This window comes from Pantoea rwandensis (genome assembly GCF_002095475.1).
Lineage (GTDB): Bacteria > Pseudomonadota > Gammaproteobacteria > Enterobacterales > Enterobacteriaceae > Pantoea > Pantoea rwandensis.
The window spans coordinates 1-23,804 of record NZ_MLFR01000023.1 but is presented as its reverse complement, the minus strand read 5'-3'; the positions used below and the strand labels follow the sequence as shown (position 1 = coordinate 23,804).

At 54.7% G+C, this 23,804-nt stretch carries 16 protein-coding genes and 1 pseudogene; 4 read left to right on the top strand and 13 right to left on the bottom strand.

What is annotated here, in order from left to right:
• The first annotated feature begins 10 nt into the window (after positions 1-10).
• From HA51_RS19020 to HA51_RS19010, 3 genes are all read left to right on the top strand, one after another.
• Positions 11-1,024 carry a M4 family metallopeptidase gene (locus tag HA51_RS19020; protein ID WP_084936157.1) on the top strand — a complete coding sequence of 338 codons (1,014 nt, stop codon included), beginning with the start codon at positions 11-13 and terminating at the stop codon, positions 1,022-1,024.
• Entirely contained in the window at positions 1,021-1,347 is a 327-nt protein-coding gene (locus HA51_RS19015) for a protealysin inhibitor emfourin (RefSeq protein ID WP_045831618.1), read from the top strand. The genes HA51_RS19020 and HA51_RS19015 overlap by 4 nt, the downstream gene beginning before the upstream one ends.
• A gap of 105 nt (positions 1,348-1,452) precedes the next feature.
• A complete protein-coding gene (locus HA51_RS19010; RefSeq protein WP_084936156.1) occupies positions 1,453-1,635 on the top strand; it encodes a con-10 family general stress protein in 183 nt (60 codons plus the stop codon).
• Positions 1,636-1,723: 88 nt separating this feature from the next.
• On the opposite strand, the gene HA51_RS19005 is transcribed toward HA51_RS19010, so the two are convergent.
• The 12 genes from HA51_RS19005 to HA51_RS18950 form a co-directional block, all read right to left on the bottom strand.
• The gene (locus HA51_RS19005) at positions 1,724-4,162 is read right to left on the bottom strand and encodes a glucose/quinate/shikimate family membrane-bound PQQ-dependent dehydrogenase (protein WP_084936155.1); all 2,439 of its coding nucleotides are present in this window, start codon (positions 4,160-4,162) and stop codon (positions 1,724-1,726) included.
• Positions 4,163-4,564: 402 nt separating this feature from the next.
• Entirely contained in the window at positions 4,565-6,055 is a 1,491-nt protein-coding gene (der, locus tag HA51_RS19000; RefSeq protein ID WP_084936154.1) for a ribosome biogenesis GTPase Der, read from the bottom strand.
• A 176-nt stretch (positions 6,056-6,231) separates the two neighbouring features.
• Positions 6,232-7,413, bottom strand: a complete 1,182-nt coding sequence (gene bamB, locus HA51_RS18995; RefSeq protein WP_084936153.1) for an outer membrane protein assembly factor BamB — start codon at positions 7,411-7,413, stop codon at positions 6,232-6,234.
• A gap of 19 nt (positions 7,414-7,432) precedes the next feature.
• On the bottom strand, positions 7,433-8,050 hold the full coding sequence (locus HA51_RS18990) for a YfgM family protein (protein WP_084936152.1): 618 nt from the start codon (positions 8,048-8,050) through the stop codon (positions 7,433-7,435).
• Between the two features lie 39 nt (positions 8,051-8,089).
• Positions 8,090-9,364 carry a histidine--tRNA ligase gene (hisS, locus tag HA51_RS18985; RefSeq protein ID WP_084936151.1) on the bottom strand — a complete coding sequence of 425 codons (1,275 nt, stop codon included), beginning with the start codon at positions 9,362-9,364 and terminating at the stop codon, positions 8,090-8,092.
• 104 nt (positions 9,365-9,468) lie between these two features.
• Positions 9,469-10,590 (bottom strand): flavodoxin-dependent (E)-4-hydroxy-3-methylbut-2-enyl-diphosphate synthase, encoded by a 1,122-nt coding sequence (gene ispG, locus HA51_RS18980; protein WP_084936150.1) that lies wholly within the window; start codon positions 10,588-10,590, stop codon positions 9,469-9,471.
• Positions 10,591-10,628: 38 nt separating this feature from the next.
• The gene (rodZ, locus tag HA51_RS18975) at positions 10,629-11,642 is read right to left on the bottom strand and encodes a cytoskeleton protein RodZ (RefSeq protein WP_084936149.1); all 1,014 of its coding nucleotides are present in this window, start codon (positions 11,640-11,642) and stop codon (positions 10,629-10,631) included.
• Complete coding sequence (gene pilW / locus HA51_RS18970) at positions 11,632-12,366, bottom strand: type IV pilus biogenesis/stability protein PilW (RefSeq protein WP_084936148.1); 735 nt, start codon at positions 12,364-12,366, stop codon at positions 11,632-11,634. Before pilW ends, rodZ begins: the two co-directional genes overlap by 11 nt.
• A 77-nt stretch (positions 12,367-12,443) precedes the next feature.
• Complete coding sequence (rlmN, locus tag HA51_RS18965) at positions 12,444-13,610, bottom strand: dual-specificity RNA methyltransferase RlmN (protein ID WP_084936147.1); 1,167 nt, start codon at positions 13,608-13,610, stop codon at positions 12,444-12,446.
• A 188-nt stretch (positions 13,611-13,798) separates the two neighbouring features.
• On the bottom strand, positions 13,799-14,230 hold the full coding sequence (gene ndk, locus HA51_RS18960) for a nucleoside-diphosphate kinase (RefSeq protein WP_084936146.1): 432 nt from the start codon (positions 14,228-14,230) through the stop codon (positions 13,799-13,801).
• A 169-nt stretch (positions 14,231-14,399) separates the two neighbouring features.
• Positions 14,400-16,718 carry a peptidoglycan glycosyltransferase PbpC gene (gene pbpC / locus HA51_RS18955; RefSeq protein WP_084936145.1) on the bottom strand — a complete coding sequence of 773 codons (2,319 nt, stop codon included), beginning with the start codon at positions 16,716-16,718 and terminating at the stop codon, positions 14,400-14,402.
• 6 nt (positions 16,719-16,724) lie between these two features.
• Positions 16,725-21,611, bottom strand: a complete 4,887-nt coding sequence (locus HA51_RS18950; RefSeq protein ID WP_084936144.1) for an alpha-2-macroglobulin family protein — start codon at positions 21,609-21,611, stop codon at positions 16,725-16,727.
• A 155-nt stretch (positions 21,612-21,766) separates the two neighbouring features.
• Between HA51_RS18950 and sseA the strand changes: the two are divergent.
• A pseudogene (gene sseA / locus HA51_RS18945) lies at positions 21,767-22,608 on the top strand (3-mercaptopyruvate sulfurtransferase).
• A gap of 220 nt (positions 22,609-22,828) precedes the next feature.
• Here sseA and sseB read toward each other — a convergent pair.
• On the bottom strand, positions 22,829-23,596 hold the full coding sequence (gene sseB / locus HA51_RS18940) for an enhanced serine sensitivity protein SseB (protein ID WP_084936143.1): 768 nt from the start codon (positions 23,594-23,596) through the stop codon (positions 22,829-22,831).
• Positions 23,597-23,804: the final 208 nt, after the last annotated feature.

Sequence of the window (23,804 nt, the reverse complement as noted above, 5' to 3'; positions counted from 1 at the left end):
AGGAGTTACTATGACCTACAGCGTTATTCCTCCGTATATTCTTCGCAATATCATTGACCACTGCTCGGGTGTGCCGCAAGAGTCTGCTCGCCGCACCCTCACCCATGTTCAGCAACTGATGGCTGAACATAACCACAAAGCGGCCAGCGCGGTCACCGCACAGCCTGGCACCGTGCTGCGCGCCATCTATGATGCAGAAAATACGCAAAATCTGCCCGGCGCCTTAATCCGCGATGGAGGCCAGCCGGGCAATGCCGATATTGCGGCTGAAGAAGCCTGGAATTATCTCGGCATCACTTACGATTTCTACTGGCAAATCTTCAAGCGCAACTCACTGGATAACAAAGGCCTGAAACTCGACGGTACCGTGCACTACGGCAAGGAGTATCAGAATGCCTTCTGGAACGGTCAGCAGATGGTGTTTGGCGACGGCGATGGAGAAATCTTTAACCGCTTCACCATCGCACTCGATGTGGTGGCGCATGAACTCACTCACGGTGTGACCGAGAATGAGGCAGGACTGGTTTACTTCCAGCAGTCTGGTGCACTGAATGAATCGATGTCTGATGTGTTCGGTTCGCTGGTGAAGCAGTTCCACCTGCAGCAAAGCGCCGATCAGGCCGACTGGTTGATTGGTGAGGGGTTATTGGCGGCCGGGATTAAAGGCCGTGGGCTGCGCTCAATGTCCGCACCGGGTACCGCCTATGACGATCCAAAGCTCGGCAAAGATCCACAACCTGCTGATATGGATCACTATATCGAAACTCGAGATGACAACGGCGGTGTACATCTCAACTCAGGCATTCCTAACCGTGCATTTTATCTCGCTGCGAAGGCGTTAGGCGGCTTTGCATGGGAACTGGCGGGTCAGGCTTGGTATGACACGCTCTGCGACAAGACGCTGCCGCAGGATGCCGATTTCAGCACCTTTGCCAGCTTTACCGTGCAGCACGCTGGAAAACGGTTTAATCGTTCGGTGGCGGAGGCGATTCAATCCGCCTGGCAACAGGTAGGCGTAACGTGAATATTCAACTGACTGATGACGCCATCATTGAACTGGCACGTGAAGGCGGCATTGCTTTTATCCCCAATCTGCGTGGCGAACGACGCTTTGCCCTGGCCCAACTGCCAGAACCGCAAAAACAGCGGGTGTGTAACGTGCTGGAACAAGCGCTGCCGCTGGGCGAACCGGAAGATCAGGCGGCGAATCTTGGACGCGGCGACCAGCGCTATTTTCGTATTCAAATCACCTATGCCACCCATCATGAAGCGGGCTCCATCGTGATTTTGATTCCTGAAACAGCGGCATCACCAGAATTAGAGGCACTCTGGCGCGACGGCCAGTAACATTCTCAGAGATCTCCCAAAGCAGACTGTAACTTACTGACTATAATCATTAATGTGGCTAGCTAGTCCACGTCGAAGAAAACACCCTTAGATGAGGTCTCTGCTATGACACTAAAGAAGCAACGAGGCGGTGCTGGGAACTTTGCAGAGGACCCAGAGCGTGCCAGGGAAGCCGGCAGTGCTGGCGGCAAAGTCAGTGGGGGCAATTTCAGAAACGATCCTGAAAGAGCCAGGGAAGCTGGAAGAAAAGGAGGTCAAAAAAGCCGTCGCCCCTCCAAGCAGCAGTGAATAAGGTACCTTAAGGATTGAAGTGCGCCATGGATGGTTAATAAAAAAAGGCCGACATCATGATGTCGGCCTTTCTTCTTAGGGCGGCTTACTTACTGTCTGGCAGCGCGTAAGCAATCACGTAATCGCCACGGTCTGGTGACTGACGTGCGCCACCTGCGGAGATCAGAATGTACTGCTTGCCATTTTTCGGCGAAACATAACTGATTGGACCGCCCTGGCTACCGACTGGCAGACGAGCTTTCCACACTTCTTTACCGGTTGAGCTATCGAAGGCGCGCAGATAGTAATCCTGCGTACCAGCGATGAACACCAGGCCACCCTGAGTTGCCAAGGTGCCACCCAGTGTAGGCATGCCGATTGGCATCTGTGCACGCATCTTAATACCGAATGGACCGGTATCCTGCACCGTACCGACTGGCACCTGCCAAACAATCTGACGGGTTTTCATGTCGATGGCTGACAGCGTACCGAACGGCGGTGCCTGGCACGGAATGCCCAGTGGAGACATGAAGCGGTTTTTATTAACAGCGTAAGGGGTGCCTTTCAGCGGAACTGCGCCCATACCGGTGTTAATCGCTTCACCGCCGTTGCTGGCAGCAGACTTAGTCGTGTCCTGAGGAACCATCTGTACCCACAGGCCCAGACGCATGTCGTTAACAAACATGTACTGGTTGTTCGGGTCAAACGAGATGCTGCCCCAGTTCATACCACCCAGTGAACCTGGGAAGCTGAGTGACTTGTCAGTATCCGGTACGGTGAACAGGCCATCGTAACGCATACCTTTGAAGGCAATACGACACACTAACTGGTCAAACGGCGTCGCGCCCCACATATCAGACTCGGTCAGTTTCTGGTTGCCGATATTTGGCATTTCAACTGAGTGTGGCTGCGTTTTGGTGTACTGCTCTCTTGGGATGTGACCCTGCGGCATTGGCTGCTCTTCGACTTTGGTCAAAGGCTTGCCGGTCAGGCGATCCAACACCCAAATCATGCCGGTTTTCGCACCGATCACGACTGCAGGCTTAGTGGTGCCATCCTTCATCGGGAAGTCAACCAGGCTCGGCTGCATTGGCAGGTCGAAATCCCACAGATCGTTATGCACGGTCTGATAAACCCACTTCTGCTTACCGGTGGTGGCATCCAGGGCAAGGATTGATGCGCCGTAGGTGTGATCCAGTTTGGTACGTTCCGCACCATACAGGTCAACCGAAGAGCTACCCATCGGCAAGAACACGGTGTTCATGGCCGGATCGTAAGACATTGGTGCCCATGAGTTCGGGGTACTACGGGTGTAGTCTTTGCCCGGCATCAGGATGGCATTCGGGTCATCGTTGCCTGGGTCAAACGCCCAGCGCATCTGACCGGTGATCACGTCAAAGCCACGCAGTACACCGCCAGGCATATCGGTCTGCACGTTATCCGCGACGCGACCGCCCACCACAACAGTGGTGCCCGCCAACTGTGGCGCAGAGGTCAGCTGATATTGTGGGTCTGGCGCAGCGCCAAGGCCTTTTTTCAGGTCAACCACACCGTGGTCGCCGAAGTCTTCACAGAACTCACCGTTGTCGGCGTTGATCGCAATCAGACGCGCATCGATGGTGTTCATCAGAATACGACGCTGACAGGTATCCCCTGCCGCCAGGGCCGGCGCAGGAACCGGCGTTGAGCCAGGCTGCGTTGGCTGCTGAACTGGCTTGGTCGCATCGAAGTACGCCAGACCACGACAACGGTTCCACACTTCAGCCTGTGCGTTGATTTCACGCTTCCAGATCTGCTTACCGGTATCGGCTGCAACCGCAATCACGTTGTTATGCGGGGTGCAGAGGAACAGGGTGTTGCCCACCTGCAGTGGCGTTTCCTGATCTTCCGCTCCGTTACCGGTTGGGCTGATTGGGGTATCGCCAGTGTGGAAGGTCCATGCAACCTGCAGGTCTTTCACGTTATCACGGGTGATCTGGTCGATCGCCGCGAAACGGTCACCTTCTGGCGTGCGGCCGTAGCTGCTCCAGTCTTGCTGTGGCTTAGACTTGTCGACCGGAATCAGCGGCAGCTGTTTGCCGTCGAAAGCGACGGTTGGGTGCGGCTGGAACATCTGCACGAAAGTGGCCACCATGCCGACAGCGATGACCGCTGAGAGCACATAGGACACTTTAGCCAATGAGCTTTTGCCTTCACGCTTACGCAGCGCAGGCCAGGTGAGGAATGCCAGCAGCATCAGGCCCGCAGGCACCATCAGACGTGAAACCAGCTGCCAGAAATGGAAGCCCGCATCAAACAGCGCCCAAATCAGGGTGCCAACGAAGACCAGAATAAACAGGGTCACGGCAGAGGATTTGCGACGGAAGAACTGAATCGCCGACAGCAACATCACAATACCGGAAATGAGGAAGTACCAGCTGCCGCCCAGAGCGACCAACTTGCCACCGCCGATCGCAAAGAACAGACCGACGGCCAGCAGGACCAGCCCGAACAATACAGACCAGATACTCAGCCCTTTACAGGGACGAGTGGAATTTTCTGCCATAACAAAAACTCTCCTGAAAAAATAACGCGCTGGTGCCGGTAAGCCATTGGCAGCCGGTGACAATGCTCCTGCCGACGCAGAGGCAGGAGCCAATCCGTTACGCTTTATTTTATATCTATTGGTACGGGTGCAATGCCCGTGATTCGGCGCTTGTGAGCGAGGACACATCGCAGATGAGAGTGATTCTCGCTTCAAGGCGGCAGAATTGTACCACCTGGTACATGATAATGTGAATATCAATAACGAGAGAGTTACTGAGCAATAGCATTTTTGCTACAAACTGATACTTAAATCGCTAATAAATAAGATGTTATAAAAAAGTGTATTTTTTGATGTATGCGGTGTTCAGAGAAGGGGAAATAGCTTGGGCAATAAAAAAGGGCCCATCAGGGCCCTCATTGGTTAACGCTTATTTTTCTTCAAGTGCGACATCAGACGCTGACGTTTACGCTGCTGCGTTGGGGTAAGCAGATTGCGCTTACCCGCATACGGGTTATCGCCTTCCTTGAACTGAATACGAATCGGCGTCCCCATCACGTTCAGCGATCGACGGAAATAGTTCATCAGATAGCGTTTGTAGGAATCAGGCAGGTCTTTAACCTGATTACCATGGATAACAACGATGGGAGGGTTATAACCGCCGGCATGCGCATACTTTAACTTCACACGGCGCCCACGAACCAACGGGGGTTGGTGATCATCGGCAGCCATGGTCATGATGCGGGTCAACATAGCGGTACCGACACGCTTAGTTGAGCAATCATAGGCTTCGGTGACAGATTCAAACAGGTTGCCAACACCACTGCCGTGCAGTGCTGAGATGAAGTGCACGCGCGCAAAATCAATAAAGCCCAGACGGAAGTCCAACATCTCTTTGACTTCATCTCTGGCTTCTTGCGTCATCCCATCCCACTTGTTGACCACAATCACCAGTGAGCGCCCACTGTTCAGGATAAAGCCAAGCAGCGACAGGTCCTGATCGGAGATGCCAGTACGCGCATCAATCACCAGCATCACCACGTTGGCATCTTCGATAGCCTGTAACGTTTTAATGACTGAGAATTTCTCAACAGTTTCGGTGATTTTTCCGCGCTTACGTACACCCGCAGTGTCGATCAGAACGTATTCACGTTCGTCGCGCTCCATCGGGATATAAATACTGTCGCGGGTCGTACCTGGCATGTCGAACACCACAACACGGTCTTCGCCAAGAATACGGTTAGTTAGCGTGGACTTACCCACGTTAGGACGGCCAACGATCGCCAGTTTAATTGGCAGCGTGGTAGGGTCGAAATCTTCTTCTTCCTCTTCCGCCAGCGCCTGTTCGCCCTCTTCTTCTAACGCGGCCCAATACGCGGCGTTCTCTTCTTCTTCTGTTAATTCAACTTCTGGGACAACTTCTTCCATCCACGGTAACAATGCCGCTTCGAGCAAGTTATTCACACCGCGGCCATGGGAGGCTGCGATCGGGTGAATTTCACCTAAGCCCAGCGCATAGAAATCTAACACCGCGGCTTCAGGATCAATACCGTCGGTTTTGTTGGCCACCACGAAGGTCGCTTTTTCGCGCGCGCGCAAATGATTGGCGATTTGCTGATCGGCCGGCATCACACCCGCACGTGCATCTACCATAAACAACACCACATCGGCTTCTTCAATCGCCAACAGCGACTGTTCTGCCATGCGGTTCTCAACGCCTTCTTCGGTGCCATCGATACCACCAGTATCGATAACAATGAATTCGCGCCCTTCCACTTCGGCGCGACCATATTTGCGATCGCGAGTCAGTCCAGGAAAATCCGCTACCAGCGCATCACGTGTGCGGGTTAAGCGGTTAAATAGCGTAGATTTTCCCACATTGGGACGCCCAACCAGCGCGACCACAGGTACCATAACACTTGCCTCAGTTTTGAAAATAAATCGCCCGAATGGCGTGATTATAACGACATTTGCCGGAAGGCGTCAGGCTGAAGGCGCAAAGAATACCATGCCTGACAAAAACGAAACGGCCCCTGACGAATCAGGAGCCGTATAAGCGAGCGGGATACAGGTTCCCGCAGAGCTAAATATTAACGCGTAATGGCGTAAACTTCGCCGCCTTTCGCTTGAATCAGCAGCTTATCACCGGCCACTACTGGCTCAGTCTGGAAGCCAACGCTGTCCAGTTTCTGCTGTGCGACAAAGCGCCCGTCAAGCGTGTTGATCCAGTGCAGGTAACCTTCGCTATCACCCACTACCAGATAGCCGTTGAACAGGACTGGAGAGGTCAGGTTACGGTGCAACAGATCGCTCTGGCGCCAGATTGCCACGCCACCGTCGGCATTCAGCGCAATCACACGGTCATCTTGGTCGACCAGATAGATACGGCCAGCATCAACCACCATGTCTTTCACGCCGCCGATTTCGCGTTTCCACAAAATCTGGCCGGAGCGCAGTTCCAGCGCTGTCAGGTTACCGTTGTAGGCCAGCGCGTAAACTACGCCGTTCACCACAACAGGAGTGGTATCGACATCGCTCAGGCGATCAATTTCAGTCGCACCGCTCGGCTGCGAGATACGCTGCTGCCAAATCAACTGGCCCTGATTCAGGATAACCGCGCTCACACGACCGTTGTCGCCGCCAACAATTGCCCCACCGAATGCCACGGTCGGTGCAGATTCACCGCGCAATGACAGCGCCGGCATATCCAGGTTGACGCTCCACTTGATGGCGCCGGTGCTCTGATCCAGTCCCTGCAACATGCCGTTGCTGGTATGAATCAGTACCAGACCATCACTGACGACGGGGCGAGACAGCGCTTCACCGGCAACTTTGGTCTGCCAGGCGATGCTGCCATCGCTGTTGTTCAGGGCAAATACCTGACCGCGCTCGCTACCGATAAAGATGTGATCGCTGGTCGTGGTAATACCGCCAGAGAGCAGTGCAGAGATGTTTTTCGAGAAGAAACCGGTTTTCTCAGAGAGATCGACTTTCCATTTCTCTTTGCCATTGCTGGCATCCAGCGCTTTCACCACACCAAAGCGGTCAGCAGCATAGACGGTGCCATCCTGCCAGGCCGGATGCAGATTGGAATAGAAATCGCCAACGCCGTCACCCACAGAGGTGCTCCAGGCAGTCTGTGGTGTGAACTGGTTTTCCACTTTCGGCAGCGGGGCCATTTTCACTACATCTTCTTCGCCGCTGAACAGCGAGCAACCGCTGAGCAGAGTGACTGAAATCAGCCCTGGCAGCAGGTATTTACGTAATTCCATGTGCGCTCTCTTGACTGGCTTAACTTAAGTTATTCATCTTCATCTGCAGCATTTGCTTCAGCGCAGGAGAGGCCTGCGATTCAGCACCTTTGCTCCAGGCATCACGTGCGCCCTGCTTGTCGCCTTTGCTCAGCAGTGCTTCGCCACGAATGTCCGCAATAATGGCTGTCCAGCCATCACCCTTAACATTGTTAAGAGTTGAAAGTGCGGCATCGGCCTGATTTTGTTGCAGTTGAATGCGCGCCAGACGCAGGTTGATCACCGCCTGCAGATTGGCATCTTTGGTATCTTTCAGCCCGCTCTGAAGCAGAGTAATGGCTTTATCTAACTGATTCGCTTCAACATACTGTTTCGCCAGATCCAGCGAAGCCAGTGCACCATAGGTGTTGTTGTTATCATTGGCAAAAGCAGCAACCGCTTCCAGCGTCTGTGGCTTGTCAGCCTGCATCGCGGTGGTCAGTTGCTGATACTGTGCTGACGCAGCTTTATCCGTACCATCCTGATGGCTAGACCAGAAACGCCAGCCACCCAGCGCAGCAATGCCGATGATCACACCGACAGCCAGCGCTTTGCCGTTGTTAGCAAAGAACTGACGCAGTGCGTCAACCTGTTCGTTTTCGTTGCTGTAAACTTCCACGCAATCCCTCTCCTTAAAATGGCTGTTGCAGTGCTGCGTTTACTGCAGCAGCGTGCGCAATGTCGCAGCGGCTTCGCTTTGGGCAACCGTTTGTTGATCGCCAGTGCTCAGGTTTTTAATGACTACCTGCCCAGCTTTCACTTCGTCTTCGCCCAGCACCAGCGCAATGCGTGCGCCCCACTTGTCTGCACGGCCAAACTGCTTCTTGAAGTTACCACCACCGAAGTTGGTCATCAGCTTCAGCGCCGGGTCTGCATCACGCAGTTTTTCCGCCAGTTGCATCGCGGCGGACTGAACGCCCTGCCCCGAAGCGATAACATAGACATCAACAATGCGCGTCGGTTCAAATTCTGGATTAACCGCTTGCACCAGCAACACCAAACGCTCAAGACCCATGGCAAAACCAACGGCTGGCGTGGCTCGGCCACCCAACTGTTCGACTAAACCATCATAACGACCACCGGCACACACGGTACCCTGTGAGCCGAGGCTGCTGGTGACCCACTCAAACACGGTGCGGTTGTAGTAATCGAGACCACGTACCAGGCGCTGATTGACGGTAAAAGCGATACCGGCATCGTTCAACAGACTGCACAGACCGTCGAAATGTGCACGGGAGTCTTCATCGAGATACTCATTCAGCGTCGGTGCATCGTTTAGTAACAGCTGGATATCTGGATTCTTGCTATCGAGCACACGCAGCGGATTACTGTACATGCGACGTTTGCAATCTTCATCAAGCTTGTCTTTGTGCTGCTCAAGGAAGGCCACCAAAGCGTCGCGGTAATTGGCACGCGCTTCCAGTGAACCGATTGAGTTGAGTTCGAGGCTGACGTGTTCTGCGATACCTAATGCTTTCCACCAGCGCGCAGTCATCATAATCAGTTCGGCATCGATATCCGGGCCTTGCAGACCAAAGACTTCGGCACCAATCTGATGGAACTGACGATAACGACCTTTCTGCGGACGCTCATAGCGGAACATCGGACCGATGTACCACAGACGCTGTTCCTGATTGTACAGCAGACCATGCTCAATACCGGCACGCACGCAGCCCGCCGTGCCTTCCGGGCGCAAGGTCAGACTTTCACCGTTGCGGTCGTCAAAGGTGTACATCTCTTTTTCAACCACATCGGTGACTTCACCGATGGCGCGTTTAAACAGCGGTGTCTGCTCTACAATCGGCAAGCGGATTTCGCTAAAGCCGTAACTGGCCAGCACCTGCTTAAGGGTGCCCTCAATACGCTGCCAAATCGCGGTATCCGCCGGCAGGTAATCGTTCATCCCACGGATCGCTTGAATATTCTTCGCCACGTTAGAATCTCTTAATACAAAAAACCTGTCCGGCATCATACCTTATGAGGATGAAACCGCACAGATTCAATCACAAACCGGCGCGCGGCGGACGCGCACCATCCCTATTTTTCTAGCTGCTGCACGTTAATGCGGCGGCTTTCATCCAGCATGCTGGCCTTGGCACGAATGCGTGCTTCCAGCTGGTCAATCATGTCATCGTTATCAAGACGATCGCGCTGACGTACGCCATCTTCGTAGAAACCGCTTTTACGGCTGCCACCAGTCACACCTAACGTAGAAACTGTAGCTTCGCCTGGACCGTTCACCACACAACCGATAATCGAGATATCCATTGGGGTGATGATGTCTTCAAGGCGCTCTTCCAGCGCATTCACCGTGCCGATCACATCGAACTCCTGACGTGAACAGGTTGGGCAGGCAATAAAGTTAATGCCGCGCGCGCGAATACGCAGAGATTTCAGGATGTCGTAACCGACTTTGACTTCTTCAACCGGATCCGCCGCCAGCGAGATACGTAGCGTATCGCCAATCCCTTCGGCCAACAGTAAGCCGAGACCAATAGCGGATTTTACTGAGCCCGCACGCAAGCCGCCGGCTTCGGTAATACCCAGATGCAGTGGCTGGTCGATGGCTTTTGCCAGCAGACGATAAGATTCAACAGCGAGGAAGACGTCAGAAGCTTTCACACTCACTTTGAACTGATCAAAGTTGAGGCGATCAAGGTGATCAACATGACGCATAGCGGATTCTAGCAGCGCCTGAGGCGTTGGCTCACCGTATTTTTCCTGCAGATCTTTTTCCAGCGAACCGGCATTGACGCCGATACGGATAGGAATATTGTAATGACGAGCACAATCCACCACTTGGCGGATACGCTCATTGTTGCCGATGTTGCCGGGGTTGATGCGCAGACAATCAACGCCATACTCGGCGACTTTCAGTGCGATACGGTAGTCAAAATGAATGTCCGCGACGAGCGGCACATTGACCTGCTGCTTAATCAGTTTGAACGCTTCAGCCGCATCCATCGTTGGAACGGAAACACGCACGATATCTACACCGACACGCTCAAGCTGGCGAATCTGGTTGACCGTGGCGTCCACATCCGTGGTACGAGTGTTGGTCATTGACTGAACGGCAATGGGCGCACCATCACCAACCGGCACCTTGCCGACGTAAATCCGTGTTGATTTGCGACGGATAATGGGTGCTTCGTTATGCATATTCTCTCTCCACAATTACCCGGAAAGCGCGCTGCGCGTTATTGCGCACCCAGCGTCAGACGGGCAACCTGGTTATTACGGATAAAACGACTTAAATCAACGGGCTGATTCTGATATTGCACCTCAACCGCACTCGGAGCGCCAATTTTCAGACGATACGGAGCCGTTCCGGACAAACTGAGCTTACCACCACTACGTTGCAACCCGCTGAACAGCTTCTTGCCGGTGGCGTCGGTGACTTCCAACCAGCAATCCGCTTTAAAGTTCATCACGATGGCATTTGGATCGCCCGCAGGCTGGCTCACTGCCGCATTGCCTGTGGGCATTTGGCCAGCAGGAACACTGTTGGCAGGTGCCGGTGAAGTCGCAGCCGGAGGCGCATTATCAATCGGCGCCTGGCTTGGTGACACCACCGCGTTATCGCTGTTGGTCGCGCTGTTGGCTGCTGGAGCAGCCGTTGCATTACTGCTGGTGTTCGGCGTAGCAACCGCACCCGCACCATTGTCTATCGGGGTACCCGCAGCATTGGTGTCGGTGTCCGTTGCACTGTCAGTGCTACTGTCACCTAAGGGGATAGACTGACTGTTATCATTACTGCTGCCGTTCTGGTCGGCCATGGAAACCAAGTCCGCCTGAGAAGCTTTGTGGTTTTGCCACCACCATGCGCCGGTCAGGCCAATGACGACGAAAATCACCAACCAAGTGAAGATCATCAACCAGCCATCACGTTTTTTACGGCGTTTACCCAGCGAAAAGCTCTGCATCGGCTCGATTTTAGCCGCGCGTACTGGAGCCTGTTTCGCCATCATCGGCAACAGGTCATCTTCCGGCACATGCACCAGACGAGCATACGAGCGAATATATCCGCGCAGGAAGGTCGAGGCTAAATCAGCCGGTGATTTGTCCTCTTCAATGTCCCGCACGGTAGAAAGTTTAAGGCACAGGCGTTCAGCGACGTTTTGCTGTGTCAGTCCCATTTGTTCACGGGCCAGACGCAGGCGTTCACCTGTGGAATGTACTGCAGAATTCTCTTGAGTGGCTTCAGTATTCATTAGCAAAATAACGCTGGTACTGTATCGATTGTGGAAAACTTCGCGCCAACCGGTCGCCATAACGTGTAACGTCAGCAGCGTTTCCCTGTTGCGCGGCGAAACGTATCTGTAACCCCAAGCTCTCTGCCGTTGCGGGCAGGTGCTGGTGGTAAAGGTCTAACAACAGCGGAATCGATGTATGATCCTGCTGTTCAAGCCGCTTTTCCACTTCCGTAAGCAGTTGACTGCCCTGCTCCGGTGCGGCTTTAAGCGCACGACTTAATGATTCCCGCGCTGCCGCGCTCTTTCCAGCCTGCAGGTAACAATAGCCCGAAAACAGCAATGCATCTTGGCGGGCATCCATTTCCTGCGCGGCCATCGCCAGCTTAAACTGTTGATGCGCTTCGCCATACTGCCTTAAACCGCAGAGAAACGCACCGTAATTGTTAGCGACGTAGCCATTCGCTGGTGCTAACTGCTGAGCGCGCTGGTAGTGCCATTCTGTCTGCGCGCTATTCTGCTGCGCCTGCGCCAGTCGCGCAAGCGCCAAAGGCACGCGATAGTCCTGCGGTGCAGCCGATGCTGCGCGCAATAGATTACGCTGTGCAGCGCCATAATCTTTCACCGCCAGGTAATGCATACCCAGCTGTAGTCGGATGTCTGCTGCGCTTTGCCGAGGCGGTGAGTTGACACACCCGGTTACAACAAAGCCAGCCAGTACCACCGCAGATAATCCTTTAAACATTTCAGTCTCTCCCTATACACGTCGAGCAGAGAGACTGTCATGCCTTACGCCCGGTGGATATCACCGGGCACGGTGTTTCAGAGCGCCTTCACAGAGATGGTTTCACCGGCCATTTTCTTACGCAAGGTGCGCTTGGTACGGTCGATAACATCACCCGCCAGCTGACCACAAGCCGCATCGATATCATCGCCACGGGTTTTACGCACAATGGTGGTGAAACCGTAATCCATCAACACTTTAGAGAAACGGTCAATACGGCTATTTGAGCTACGGCCGTAAGGTGCGCCTGGGAACGGATTCCATGGGATCAGGTTGATTTTGCACGGTGTATCTTTCAGCAATTCAGCCAACTCATGGGCATTTTCCGTGCTGTCATTGACGTGATCAAGCATCACATATTCGATGGTCACGCGGCCTTTGTTGGCATTTGATTTGCCAATATAGCGCTTCACTGCAGCAAGGAAAGTTTCGATATTGTACTTTTTGTTGATCGGCACAATTTCATCGCGGATAGCATCATTTGGCGCATGCAGGGAAATCGCCAACGCAACGTCGATCATATCACCCAGCTTATCCAGGGCAGGAACCACACCCGAAGTTGACAGCGTTACACGACGTTTTGACAGGCCAAAACCAAAGTCATCCAGCATGATATCCATGGCAGGGACCACGTTGTTCAGGTTGAGCAACGGCTCACCCATGCCCATCATCACCACGTTGGTGATCGGACGTTGGCCGGTAACTTTTGTCGCGCCGATGATTTTTGAAGCACGCCACACTTGGCCAATAATTTCAGAAACACGCAGGTTGCGGTTAAAGCCCTGCTGCGCGGTCGAACAGAATTTGCACTCCAGCGCACAACCTACCTGCGAGGAGACACACAGCGTCGCACGGTCGGCTTCCGGGATATACACGGTTTCCACCAGTTGATCGCCCACACGAATCGCCCATTTGATGGTGCCATCGCTGGAACGCATCTCTTCCGCCACTTCCGGTGCACGAATTTCGGCGCGTTGCATCAATTTGCCACGCAGCACTTTATTGATGTCAGTCATCTGCTCGAAATCATCGCAGCAGTAGTGGTACATCCACTTCATAACCTGATCGGCACGGAACGGTTTTTCGCCCATTTCGAGAAAGAATTCGCGCATCTGCTGACGATTGAGATCCAGCAGGTTAATTTTTTCGTTTTTTGGGGAAACAACCACGGGGGAAGCGGACGGCGTCACAATCTGTTCGGACATAATGTTCTCTGGCCTCGTTATTACACGTTACGGCTCTGGTTAAGAATAGGAAAAAAACAGCGCCCTCGCTGAGGCTAGCTCAACAAGGGCGCAATAGTGTACTACATCTGCTGCATGATGCCAGGGGGAACGACTTTACTTACATCTAAAAGGTGTAAAGACGTTTATCCGCATTGGCAGCAACGCACTTAGCGAGTGCGTGGGCAGACTTCGTTCTCAGCGAAGAAGTAAGCGATTTCACGTGCTGCAGACTCAGCAGAGTCAGAACCGTGGGTCGCGTTCTCGGTGAAGCTGTCTGCGTAGTCAGCACGCAGAGTACCAGCCAGCGCGTTATCTGGGTTAGTTGCGCCCATCAGGTCACGGTGACGCTGAACAGCATTTTCGCCTTCCAGAACAGAAACAACGACTGGACCAGAAGTCATGAACTCAACCAGACCATCGAAGAATGGACGACCGTTGTGCTCAGCGTAGAAGCCTTCAGCCTGCTCTTTGGTCAGGTGCAGCATTTTCGCGCCAACGATTTTGAAGCCTGCGCTTTCGAAACGGTTGTAGATAGCACCAATCACGTTCTTAGCGACAGCGTTTGGTTTAACGATAGAAAAAGTACGTTCGATTGCCATGATGACCTCTAGTTAGCATCCTGAAGAAACCGGGAGTTCGCTCCCGGTAAGAAAACGCGCCGATTATAGGGACATCATCGGGCGTTGCCTATTGCCGATTGGTGGAATTATCGAAAATAATTGATTTTTGTCGGGGCGAACACGCGAGAAATCTGGCATACGCACTGATTTAGCCACGAATAAATGAGACAGATGCCAGTTGGCCGGCCTCATCCATGACCACCAGTTGATATTGGCCCGGTTCACTCAATACCAGTGAAGCACTGTTTTTCCCTGAATCCTTTTCTACCGGCTGACCATTCAAAAACCACCAGCGCTGCTCACCTTGTCCACCCTGTACCGCAACAGGCAACAGCAACACCACTTTGCCCGGCAACGGTTGCACGCGTTGGCCATTGATGACACCGGTAATCAATAGCGGGGGCGCACTGCCTTGATTCAAGGGTGGACAGCGAGGATCGATGGGCGGCAAACGCTGGGCGCGACGCTCTGCCAGCGGCAACCAAGGTTCCAGTGGCAACGGCCACATCAGACGTTCTTGGCTCTGCGCCTCAGGGCAATCGGCGGCCACGCGTAAGCCCTGCGGGTTTACCCAATAACGTTGACGTAAGCCATTCACCCCTTCCTGACCGGGTGCCAACAGTGTCGGTGGCACGGTTTGGTTCAGTATCCAGCTCTGACGACGCTGGCGGCAGTTTTCGTCACCCAGTGGCAAAGGTTGGCCTCCAGGCCAGCAAATACTCATGGCGCTGACTGAATCCGGGCGCGGATCGCGTGGTGCACCGCGCACCGACATATGCCCCGCCAGCAGGTTATTGACCTGGTTCATCACGGGCACGGCGGAGGCAAAACCAAACTGACCGGCCACCGGCGTGGCATCCGGCCTGCCAACCCATACGCCAATTAAATAGCGCGGCGTGATGCCGATGGTCCAGGCATCGCGATAGCCATAACTGGTGCCTGTTTTCCAGGCCAGCGGGGCAATATCAGGAATGGCAGCGGATGGCAGCGCTTCACCTGCCAGAATGCGTCGCACAATCCAGGCCGCACCCGGTGAAAGCAGTGGCCTTTCTTGCAATGGCTGATTGGGCAACCAGCGCAGTTGGGCGGCATTTCCCTGACGAGCAAAGGCGCTGTAAGCCGCAACGATATCATCCAGCCGCGCGCCCGTGCCGCCGAGGACCAGCGACAGATTCGGTTCTGCTCCTGCCGGAAAGCGCAGGTTCAGGCCAACATTGCGTAAACGCGCCGCCACCGTTTTGGGGCCTAGCGCGCCCAGAAGCTGGACTGCGGGTAAATTTAGCGACCGCTCCAGTGCCTCGCTGGCACTCACCGGGCCGTGAAAACCAGAGTCAAAGTTGCCGGGGCGATAATCACCGAAACGGCGTGGCACATCCTGCAGAAGTGATTCTCCGTGGATCAAACCGTCATCCAACGCCATGCCATAAACAAAGGGTTTTAATACCGATCCCGGCGATCGCACGCTGGAGATCATGTCCACATGACCAAAACGGCTGTCGTCATTGAATGAAACCGAGCCGACATAGCCACGCACTTTCATATTGCTGTGATCCACCACCAGCAACGCCAGTGAAGTGCGCGGCGGCAGCTGGTTTTTTAACGACGATGCCAGACTCTCCAGCTCGCGCTGCAGTGACACATCAAGGGTCGAGGTGATTTTGTTGTCGGGAGATAGCGACAGCAGGCGACGTGCCAGCAGCGGTGCCATTTGCGGCGTCTGGCGCGGCGGCAACCACACTGTCTCCTGTTTAATATCGGCGACATCTTGTGCCGACCACACCTGATATTCCGCCAGTCGATCCAGCACCTTATTGCGCGCGGCTTCCGCACGTTGCGGCCAGCGATCCGGGCGCAGACGGCTCGGTGCCTGCGGTAGCACGGCGAGCAGAGCCGATTCCCCTTTGGTGAGCTGCGAAGGTGGCTTACCCAGCCACATCCAGCTTGCTGCGCCAATCCCTTCGACGGTGCCACCAAAAGGAGCACGATTGAGATACAGCGTCAGGATTTCCCTTTTCGATAAGTGCCACTCCAGTTGCACGGCGCGCCATGCCTGGATCACCTTCCCGCCAAGCGTGCGCGGTTGCGGATCGATCAGCCGCGCCACCTGCATAGTGAGCGTACTCCCGCCCGAGACAATGCCGTGATGCAGCAGGTTTTGCCCGATAGCGCGCACAATGGCCATCGGATTGATACCGGGATGGTGCCAGAACCAGCGATCTTCGTAGGTCAGCAGTGCCTGAATGTAGTCAGGCGAGACTTCATCCAGCGTCACCGGATAGCGCCACACACCCTGTTTGTCCGCAAAACGCCACAGCGGTGTGCCATCTTCTGCGACAACGACGCGCGCAGGCTGTACTTCCCGCAGTGGCAGTGGATCGAGTCGATCCAACAACCAGACACCGACACACAGCAGCAGTAAAAAAAGCGGCAGCCAACGCCACCGCTTGAGTGAGCTCCCCTTTTTCATCAACGCTTAGCGCACATTCAGTTTTTCCGGCGTAGTGCCAATCGCGCGCCACTCCGGTACATACATCGATTCTACCTGCGGTGGCGGCAAACGATAGCTACCCGGCGTCACCGCGCGCGCCAGATACAGCAGCGTGCCCGGCGTGTAACCATCCAGCGCCAGCGCGGCGACAAAGCGGTCATCGCGGAACTCAATATGTTTGATGTTGGCTTGCTGCATATCCATCATGCTCTCTTTCAGCGCATCGGCACTTTCACCGAGGCTGGCGCTGCTGTCGCTGAGATTTTGGTTTTCCAGCTCCAGTCCCGCAGGCAGCAGATCCACCACCAGTGCATCGCTAACGCGTTCACTGGCTGACACTTTTAGCCGCACGACCAGCAGTTCACCGCTCTTCAGGTTAGTGAGATCGGCCGGTTTACCGTCCAGCGTGAAGTATTCACGGGTGATGTTCAGTACGTTGCTGATTGGCGCCGGTGCCGAACGCGGATAACCGACGACATTGAGCGTGCCGTACAGCGGCGAGGCATTGTCGCTTTTCACCGAAATCCCTTGGCGCAACTGATCCTCGCTGATCCCCATATTGAGCGGCTGATTGCTGCTTAACGGCTCACTTCGACCCACTAACGTGGCTTGCCAGTTTTCACCTTTATGCTGCTGTAGCGTACGGGCAGCAAGGAACAGCGCATTGTTTTCCTGCGTGGAGAACCAGCGCTGTCCATGCACCGCTTTCGCCAGGTCAATCAACAGCGGTCCCTGCATATCCGGCAACAACTGGTTTTCCGCCAGTAGCGCCAGAATCAGCGCGCGATCGCGCACCGGGCTGCCGTAATCCCCCAGCCAGCTGTTTGGCTTACGTTCCAAACCCACGCCCTGAGCCAAGGCTAACTGCGCGCGTTGCTGATCGCCCATCAGTTTTAACGCCACGCCCAGTTGTACCAGCGCTAAGCCTGATTTCGCCTGTTCGCGCTTGTCGTACAGGGCACGCAGCGCCCCGAGCGGTGCTTGTTGCTGACGCGCCAGCACCAAGCCGGCATAGGCTTGCACACTGAAACGCAGCCCGTCTGCATCACTGCTCCAGCTGGTCTCGATTTGTGCGGGATCTTGTAAGTATCGCAGCAGGCGTTCATCGGCACGGCTGATCACGCCCTCTGGTGCGCTGTAACCTGCTTCACTGGCACGCAGCAGGAAATCAGTCACGTAGGCGGTTAGCCAGAACTCTTCTGGACTCTCTTTACTCCACAAGCCAAAGCTGCCGTTGCCGCGCTGCATCCCAGCCAGCCGCGCAATACCGGTCGCAATCGAAGCGCGACGCGCCTCATCTGTGCTGGTTTTGATGCCCAGCGCATCCAACTGCGCCTTATTGGTAAAGACGGATGGCCAGATACCGCTGGCCGTTTGCTCCAGACAGCCGTAAGGGTAGGCATAGAGTTGGCTGATAAAACTGGCGATGTTCAGCGGTGGTCGATTGCTGAGTGAGAGCTGCCCGCTAAGCGTATCCTTCTGCAGTCCGTTAAAGGCGCTCGCGACGACCTGCCAGCTCTGACCAGTTTGCATCACATTATCAAAACTCAGGGTCTGTGCCGGATAGGCCGGACGCACACCAATGGTCCATTTGCGCTCGCTTGGCGCCAGCGTTTCACCGGGCAAACTCATCCCCGAAACCTTGACCTGCACCGCACCGTCACCGAAAGCCCCTTCGGCTTTCACCGGAATTTGCAACGTCGTGCGCGCCCCTTTCGCCAACTGCACGCTGGGCGTGACATTGCCAGCCAGCGCAATCAATCCACTTGCCGTCACATCGACTTTTAACGTCTGAGGTTGATCGGTGAGATTGGTCAAATCCAGTGCCAGCGTCGATTGGTCACCGCTGGCCATAAAGCGCGGTGTTGCCAGTTCACTGATTAACGGTGCCGCGACCACCATTTTACGATCCGCCGATCCAAAGCTGTCTGCGCTCCATACCTGCGCCATCAAGCGCAACTCGCCATTGAATGCCGGGATCGGCAGCTCCAGCGTGCCTTCTCCGTTAGCGTCCAGCGTCACCGGCTGCAGCTGTTGCGCCACAATCTGCACATCCGTTACCGGCTTCTTGCCGCCACGAGACAGCGCATCAGCATCGTCTCCATCGCCACCGAAGCGCAGCGCTGCCAGCTTACCGCCACCTTCGATGAGTTGACCGTAAACATCGTATTGATCGGCGTTATAACGTTTGCGACCAAAGAACGCCTCCCATGGATTCGGGGTGGTGTAATCCGTGATATTCAGTACGCCGCTGTCCACCGCTGACAGCAATACCTGCACCTGTTGAGGTAAAACACCGCCTTCACGGCTGGCTTTAACCTTCACTTTTACGGTTTGCTCAGGACGGATCTTGGCAGGCGCATCGATCATCAGATTGAGACGACGCGCTTCGGTTGCCATTGGCAAATGCAACAGACCCACAGCCCGTTTAGGTGTCGTGCCGTTGGCTTTATCGCCGTCACGCACCACAATCGCGCTGAGATACAGATCGTGGCGCTTCCAGCTGTCATTAATCGGCACATCAATGGTTGCGCCGCCAGCAGGCACATCCAACGGCTGCCACCACAGCGTGCCGCTGCTGGATTCCACCATCAGATAGCCTTTACCGGCAGCCGGAGATTCCACCTGCACTTTTGCGGTGTCGCCCGGCTGATAAGCGCTTTTATCGATTTTCAGTTTGACCTGATCGGGACGTAACGCGCCAGTGCCCTCGGTGTTGTCCTGCCACCAGTAGCCCGCATTGAAGCGCACGCTGCTGACGATGTTATCACCCGCATGCACTTCCAGCCGATAAGTGCCCCACTCCACCGGGAAACTGATTTTCTGACTGCCACCCGCGGCAATGTTGATGCGCTGCTCATCTTCTTGCAGATCTTTCTGGTCATAGCGTGACTGCCAGCCTTCACTGTCAGAGAAACTCCAGTAATAGTCACGACGCTCATGAATCAGACGCACATCCAGATTCTGTGCAGCCAGCTTCTCGCCTTGTGGATTGGCATACACCACGTCGAATTCCGCCAGGCTGTTTTCAGGCACGGTCGGCTCGTCGCGATAGCGGTCAGTCCGATAGTCGTAAACCGATTCACTGTTGAACAGCGGGCGGATTCCCGGCAGTGCGGGCGCAGGCCAGATCGACTGCGTCGCGCGACGCGTCACCGGACGACCACCGGTTTCCAGCAAACTGGCTTGCAGTATCAAACTGAGCGGGGAGTGACTCTCTGCCCAACTGCTTTCGACGTTCAGCTGCAGTTTGCCGCTCTCATCCAGCTTCTCGTCAACATCATCCAGGCTACGCTTCAGATCTTCGGTGATGTCACCAAATTGATAGCCAGGCAGTGCCGCCACGGCTTCTCGCGCTGGACGCAGGAACAACTGCCCTTGCAGTTCGTCACCTGCTGCTGGCGCACCATAGAGATAACGGCCTTCAATATCAAAGGTCACTGCCGCATCTGGTGCCAGTGGCTGTTCACTGTTGCTCAGTGCCAACGCCATGCGCTCAGGCAGGAAATCTTCCACCTGGAACGGCCAACTGCGTGGCTGATTGTCGCCACTGTTAATGCGTAGCGTCCACTCACCCGTCATCGCTGAAACCGGTAAAACAAAGCGTTGCTGATAAACCCCGTTCTCTGGCTGCCACACAAAGGTCTGTGTCACTTCGCCATTCGGCTGCACCACTTCGGCTTTCACCGGTTGTGGCGGCAATGGCTTACCATCGGCATCACGTAGTAAGGCGTTCACTATCACGGTTTCACCGGGACGATAGAGATCGCGTGGACCGAAGATGAAGAACTGTTTGTCATAGCCTTGCGGGCCATCAATCGGGAATTCGGCCAGATCAAGCGCCGGGCGATTGAGATCGATCAGTGAAGTCTGCCCTTTCTGCGTCGCCAGCAGCAGCTTGCCTTTAGCATTGGCAGGCAGGCGAAGATGGCCGTTCCTGTCGCTGGTGCCGCTCGCCAGCTGCTGGCCTTTCACATCCAGCAGTTGCACGTTGACATCATCGAGCGGCGCACCGTTGGCCAGACTCTGGGTGAAGAGTTCTAATTGGTCTGGGAAGCTGTGCAGCGACAGGCCAATGTCACTGAGTGTAAACAGGGTCGCCGGTTGAGTGTAGTTATAGGTGCCCGCCTGTTTCATGACAGCAAGATAAACACCGGGCTGCTTGAGCGCATCTACATCGCCCAGCGGAAGCTGCATTTTTTCGCGGGTATTACGTGCTGGATTGAGGTCAAAGCGACCGCTGTAAACCAGGTCTGCATTTTTCAGCAGCTCGCGAGATTCCCAATACGACAGGTTGTTGCCGTAATTCCACTGTGCGAGAAAATCGGCCAGTGCGGCTCCTTTCACCCGGAAGAAATCGACATCAATGTTATTCACATTGAGCGCCAGTACCGGTAATCCCTGCGTTAAACGTAATGGAAGCAATGAACCACGGCTGGCAAAACCGACCATCGGCTGGATATCGCGCGTGGTAAGGGACTGGCTGAAAGCACTGGGTAGACTGCTGCCATCCGCCGCCTTGAGACCCGCATCAACAGTGACGGTTAACTTGCGCGACGGTTCAGGATGGCGGAAGCGTAACGCCTTGCCATTCTGCGCCAATTCCCAGCCCCCATCGACCTTACCGCTTTTCTCATCACTGATATGAACGAGGGCGTTAACGTCTTGTTTGCTATCAATCGCGGTGTTAAATGTCAGCACCAGCGCCGCCGCACCGTCCAATTGCAGCTCGGAAAGATCGATAACAGAGAGCATTTTCGCCGTATTTTGTACTGCAGGCGCTTCTGCCGCCTGCGCAGGCAGCAATGTGCTGCCTAAAAGTGATCCGCCGATCAGCACGCTAAGCAGCAGTCGATTAACACGTATTGCCATGGTAATTCCCTCACCAGCCCCAAAAGGTTAAAAGTCGTATGCTGCGCAATTTCACATCAACCTACTCACTTTAGCAATGATACCCTTGAGATAGCGTTCACATTCCCGGACACTGGGTCTTTCCTTTTTCCGATGATTGAGAAGAGGTTGTTGCGATGACAGCTCCCCTGTTTGTATCTGCCGACTGGTTAAAAGAGCATTACACCGACGAAACGTTGCAGGTTTTAGATGCGCGCATGTTGCCGCCAGGTCAGGAAGCGGTTCGCGACGTCCAGGCGGAATATCTGGCGGGGCATTTGCCAAATGCGCCTTACTTCGATATCGAAGCATTGTCCGATCACACCAGTGCCTATCCGCATATGATGCCGCGCCCGGAAGCGTTTGCCGTGGCGATGCGTGAATTGGGCGTTAGCAGGATAAGCATCTGGTGGTGTATGACGAGGGTAACTTGTTCTCCGCGCCACGCGCCTGGTGGATGCTGCGCGCCTTTGGCTGTGCCAACGTCTCCATTCTGGCGGGTGGGCTGCAAGGTTGGAAAGCCGCTGGTTTTGATGTGGCATCGGGCCCGGTTAACCTGCCGGAAGGCGAGTTTGAAGCCCATTACGACCAGGGTCTGGTGAAGCGCCTGACCGATGTGTTGTTGATCAGCCATGAAGGCGGTGCGCAAATTGTTGATGCCCGTGCGGCCAATCGCTTTAACGCAGAAGTGGATGAACCGCGTCCGGGTCTGTTGCGCGGACACATCCCCAATAGCCTGAATATGCCGTGGAACAATCTGGTGGCGAACGGCGAACTGAAACCGGCAGCAGAGTTGCGCGATCTGTTTGAGAAAGCCGGTATCAAGTTGGACCAGCCGATTGTCGCCAGCTGTGGTTCGGGTGTCACAGCGGTGGTGGTGATTCTGGCGCTGACATCGTTGGGTGTGCGTGACGTTACCCTGTATGACGGATCTTGGGGTGAATGGGGCAGCCGCGACGACTTACCGATTGAGAAATAAAGTTAGCGAGCAGATTAAACTGCTAAGCATGGCTATTAAGGTAGCGGCGCGATTTATCGCGCGTATCTTGAATCACACTATTGCTGATAGATGCGCTATAAATTGCGTCGCTACGATTACATTGTAGTGGCGCGCCTTGGCACGCAGGCCAAACTGCGGACTGCCTGAAGGTCGCGCCCTACAAATGCTTTAAGTTCAAGATATAAGCGACAAGCTATTTTTAAATAATCCGCTGGCTGCCTTTGAAATCACGCAGGAAACTGCCCCAGCGACGCTCATAAAACGGCGTAATGTGGGCGGTAAAGAAATGACTTACCCCTTTCTCTTCACTCACCACTTCGCAGATATCAATCGGCGCATCATCCGCCAGTGTATCGGTCGCCACACTGCCTGCCGCCTGAATGATTTCATCAATGTTGCTATCCGCTTCAATGCCAATCAGCAGATTGGGTTCTTCCATGGCGCTTTCACGGATGCTGGCGATGTAAGCACGGCGTACCTGCTTATACTTGGCAAACAGCTGCGTCAGTGAATCAATCATCTGCGCCGGTGGCTCTGCCACTTCCGACAGGAGGAGCGCATGGCCACCTTCTAACACGGTTTGCTGACTGAGTGCGCTGCCCTCTTCACCCATAAGGTGAGCAATCTCGCCCGGCGAGAACTCTTTTCCTGCCGGTAATTTCGGATTGAGGAATAAGCTCTCGCCCTGCGTCATTTCGAACAGCGTTCGCACCGGCAAACGAAGATAGGGCTGTTCATCTTTGATCGCCTCACTCATCGCTTCTTCAGATGTGAAGAACGGGATCACACTGCCACCGCCCTCTTTCTCCCAGTGCTGTAACTCCACGGGCGAGGTGGCATCAAACTGCTCAACAGGGCTTTCGCCCGGCACCCAAACATCAGATTCCAACAGCAGTTGAAAGAACTCCGGGCGGTGCGCAGGCTCAGTGGCAGCCAGCTTCAGCACCTCTTCAAGACGATTACTCATTTATCCAGTTCCAAAAAAACGGCAAGCATAGGCATGATGTTTGTCACATAAGCGCTGTTCGGGCGCCATAAATGGCGCCCCTACACAATATTAATGCAGGGTGCGAACAATACGCAGCCCTACGCCATATTGACGAAGGATGCGGCTAAATCGCGACCCTCCACAGTACTGATGTAGGGTGCGAACGATACGCGGCCCTACGCCATAT

What these genes read in the sequence shown, in the direction of transcription:
- rodZ (WP_084936149.1), bottom strand. Translation starts at nt 11,642, where the DNA reads ATGAATACTGAAGCCACTCAAGAGAATTCTGCAGTACATTCCACAGGT.
- ndk (WP_084936146.1), bottom strand. Translation starts at nt 14,230, where the DNA reads ATGGCAATCGAACGTACTTTTTCTATCGTTAAACCAAACGCTGTCGCT.
- rlmN (WP_084936147.1), bottom strand. Translation starts at nt 13,610, where the DNA reads ATGTCCGAACAGATTGTGACGCCGTCCGCTTCCCCCGTGGTTGTTTCC.
- pbpC (WP_084936145.1), bottom strand. Translation starts at nt 16,718, where the DNA reads ATGAAAAAGGGGAGCTCACTCAAGCGGTGGCGTTGGCTGCCGCTTTTT.
- bamB (WP_084936153.1), bottom strand. Translation starts at nt 7,413, where the DNA reads ATGGAATTACGTAAATACCTGCTGCCAGGGCTGATTTCAGTCACTCTG.
- sseB (WP_084936143.1), bottom strand. Translation starts at nt 23,596, where the DNA reads ATGAGTAATCGTCTTGAAGAGGTGCTGAAGCTGGCTGCCACTGAGCCT.
- HA51_RS19010 (WP_084936156.1), top strand. Translation starts at nt 1,453, where the DNA reads ATGACACTAAAGAAGCAACGAGGCGGTGCTGGGAACTTTGCAGAGGAC.
- HA51_RS19020 (WP_084936157.1), top strand. Translation starts at nt 11, where the DNA reads ATGACCTACAGCGTTATTCCTCCGTATATTCTTCGCAATATCATTGAC.
- ispG (WP_084936150.1), bottom strand. Translation starts at nt 10,590, where the DNA reads ATGCATAACGAAGCACCCATTATCCGTCGCAAATCAACACGGATTTAC.
- HA51_RS19005 (WP_084936155.1), bottom strand. Translation starts at nt 4,162, where the DNA reads ATGGCAGAAAATTCCACTCGTCCCTGTAAAGGGCTGAGTATCTGGTCT.
- HA51_RS18950 (WP_084936144.1), bottom strand. Translation starts at nt 21,611, where the DNA reads ATGGCAATACGTGTTAATCGACTGCTGCTTAGCGTGCTGATCGGCGGA.
- pilW (WP_084936148.1), bottom strand. Translation starts at nt 12,366, where the DNA reads ATGTTTAAAGGATTATCTGCGGTGGTACTGGCTGGCTTTGTTGTAACC.
- der (WP_084936154.1), bottom strand. Translation starts at nt 6,055, where the DNA reads ATGGTACCTGTGGTCGCGCTGGTTGGGCGTCCCAATGTGGGAAAATCT.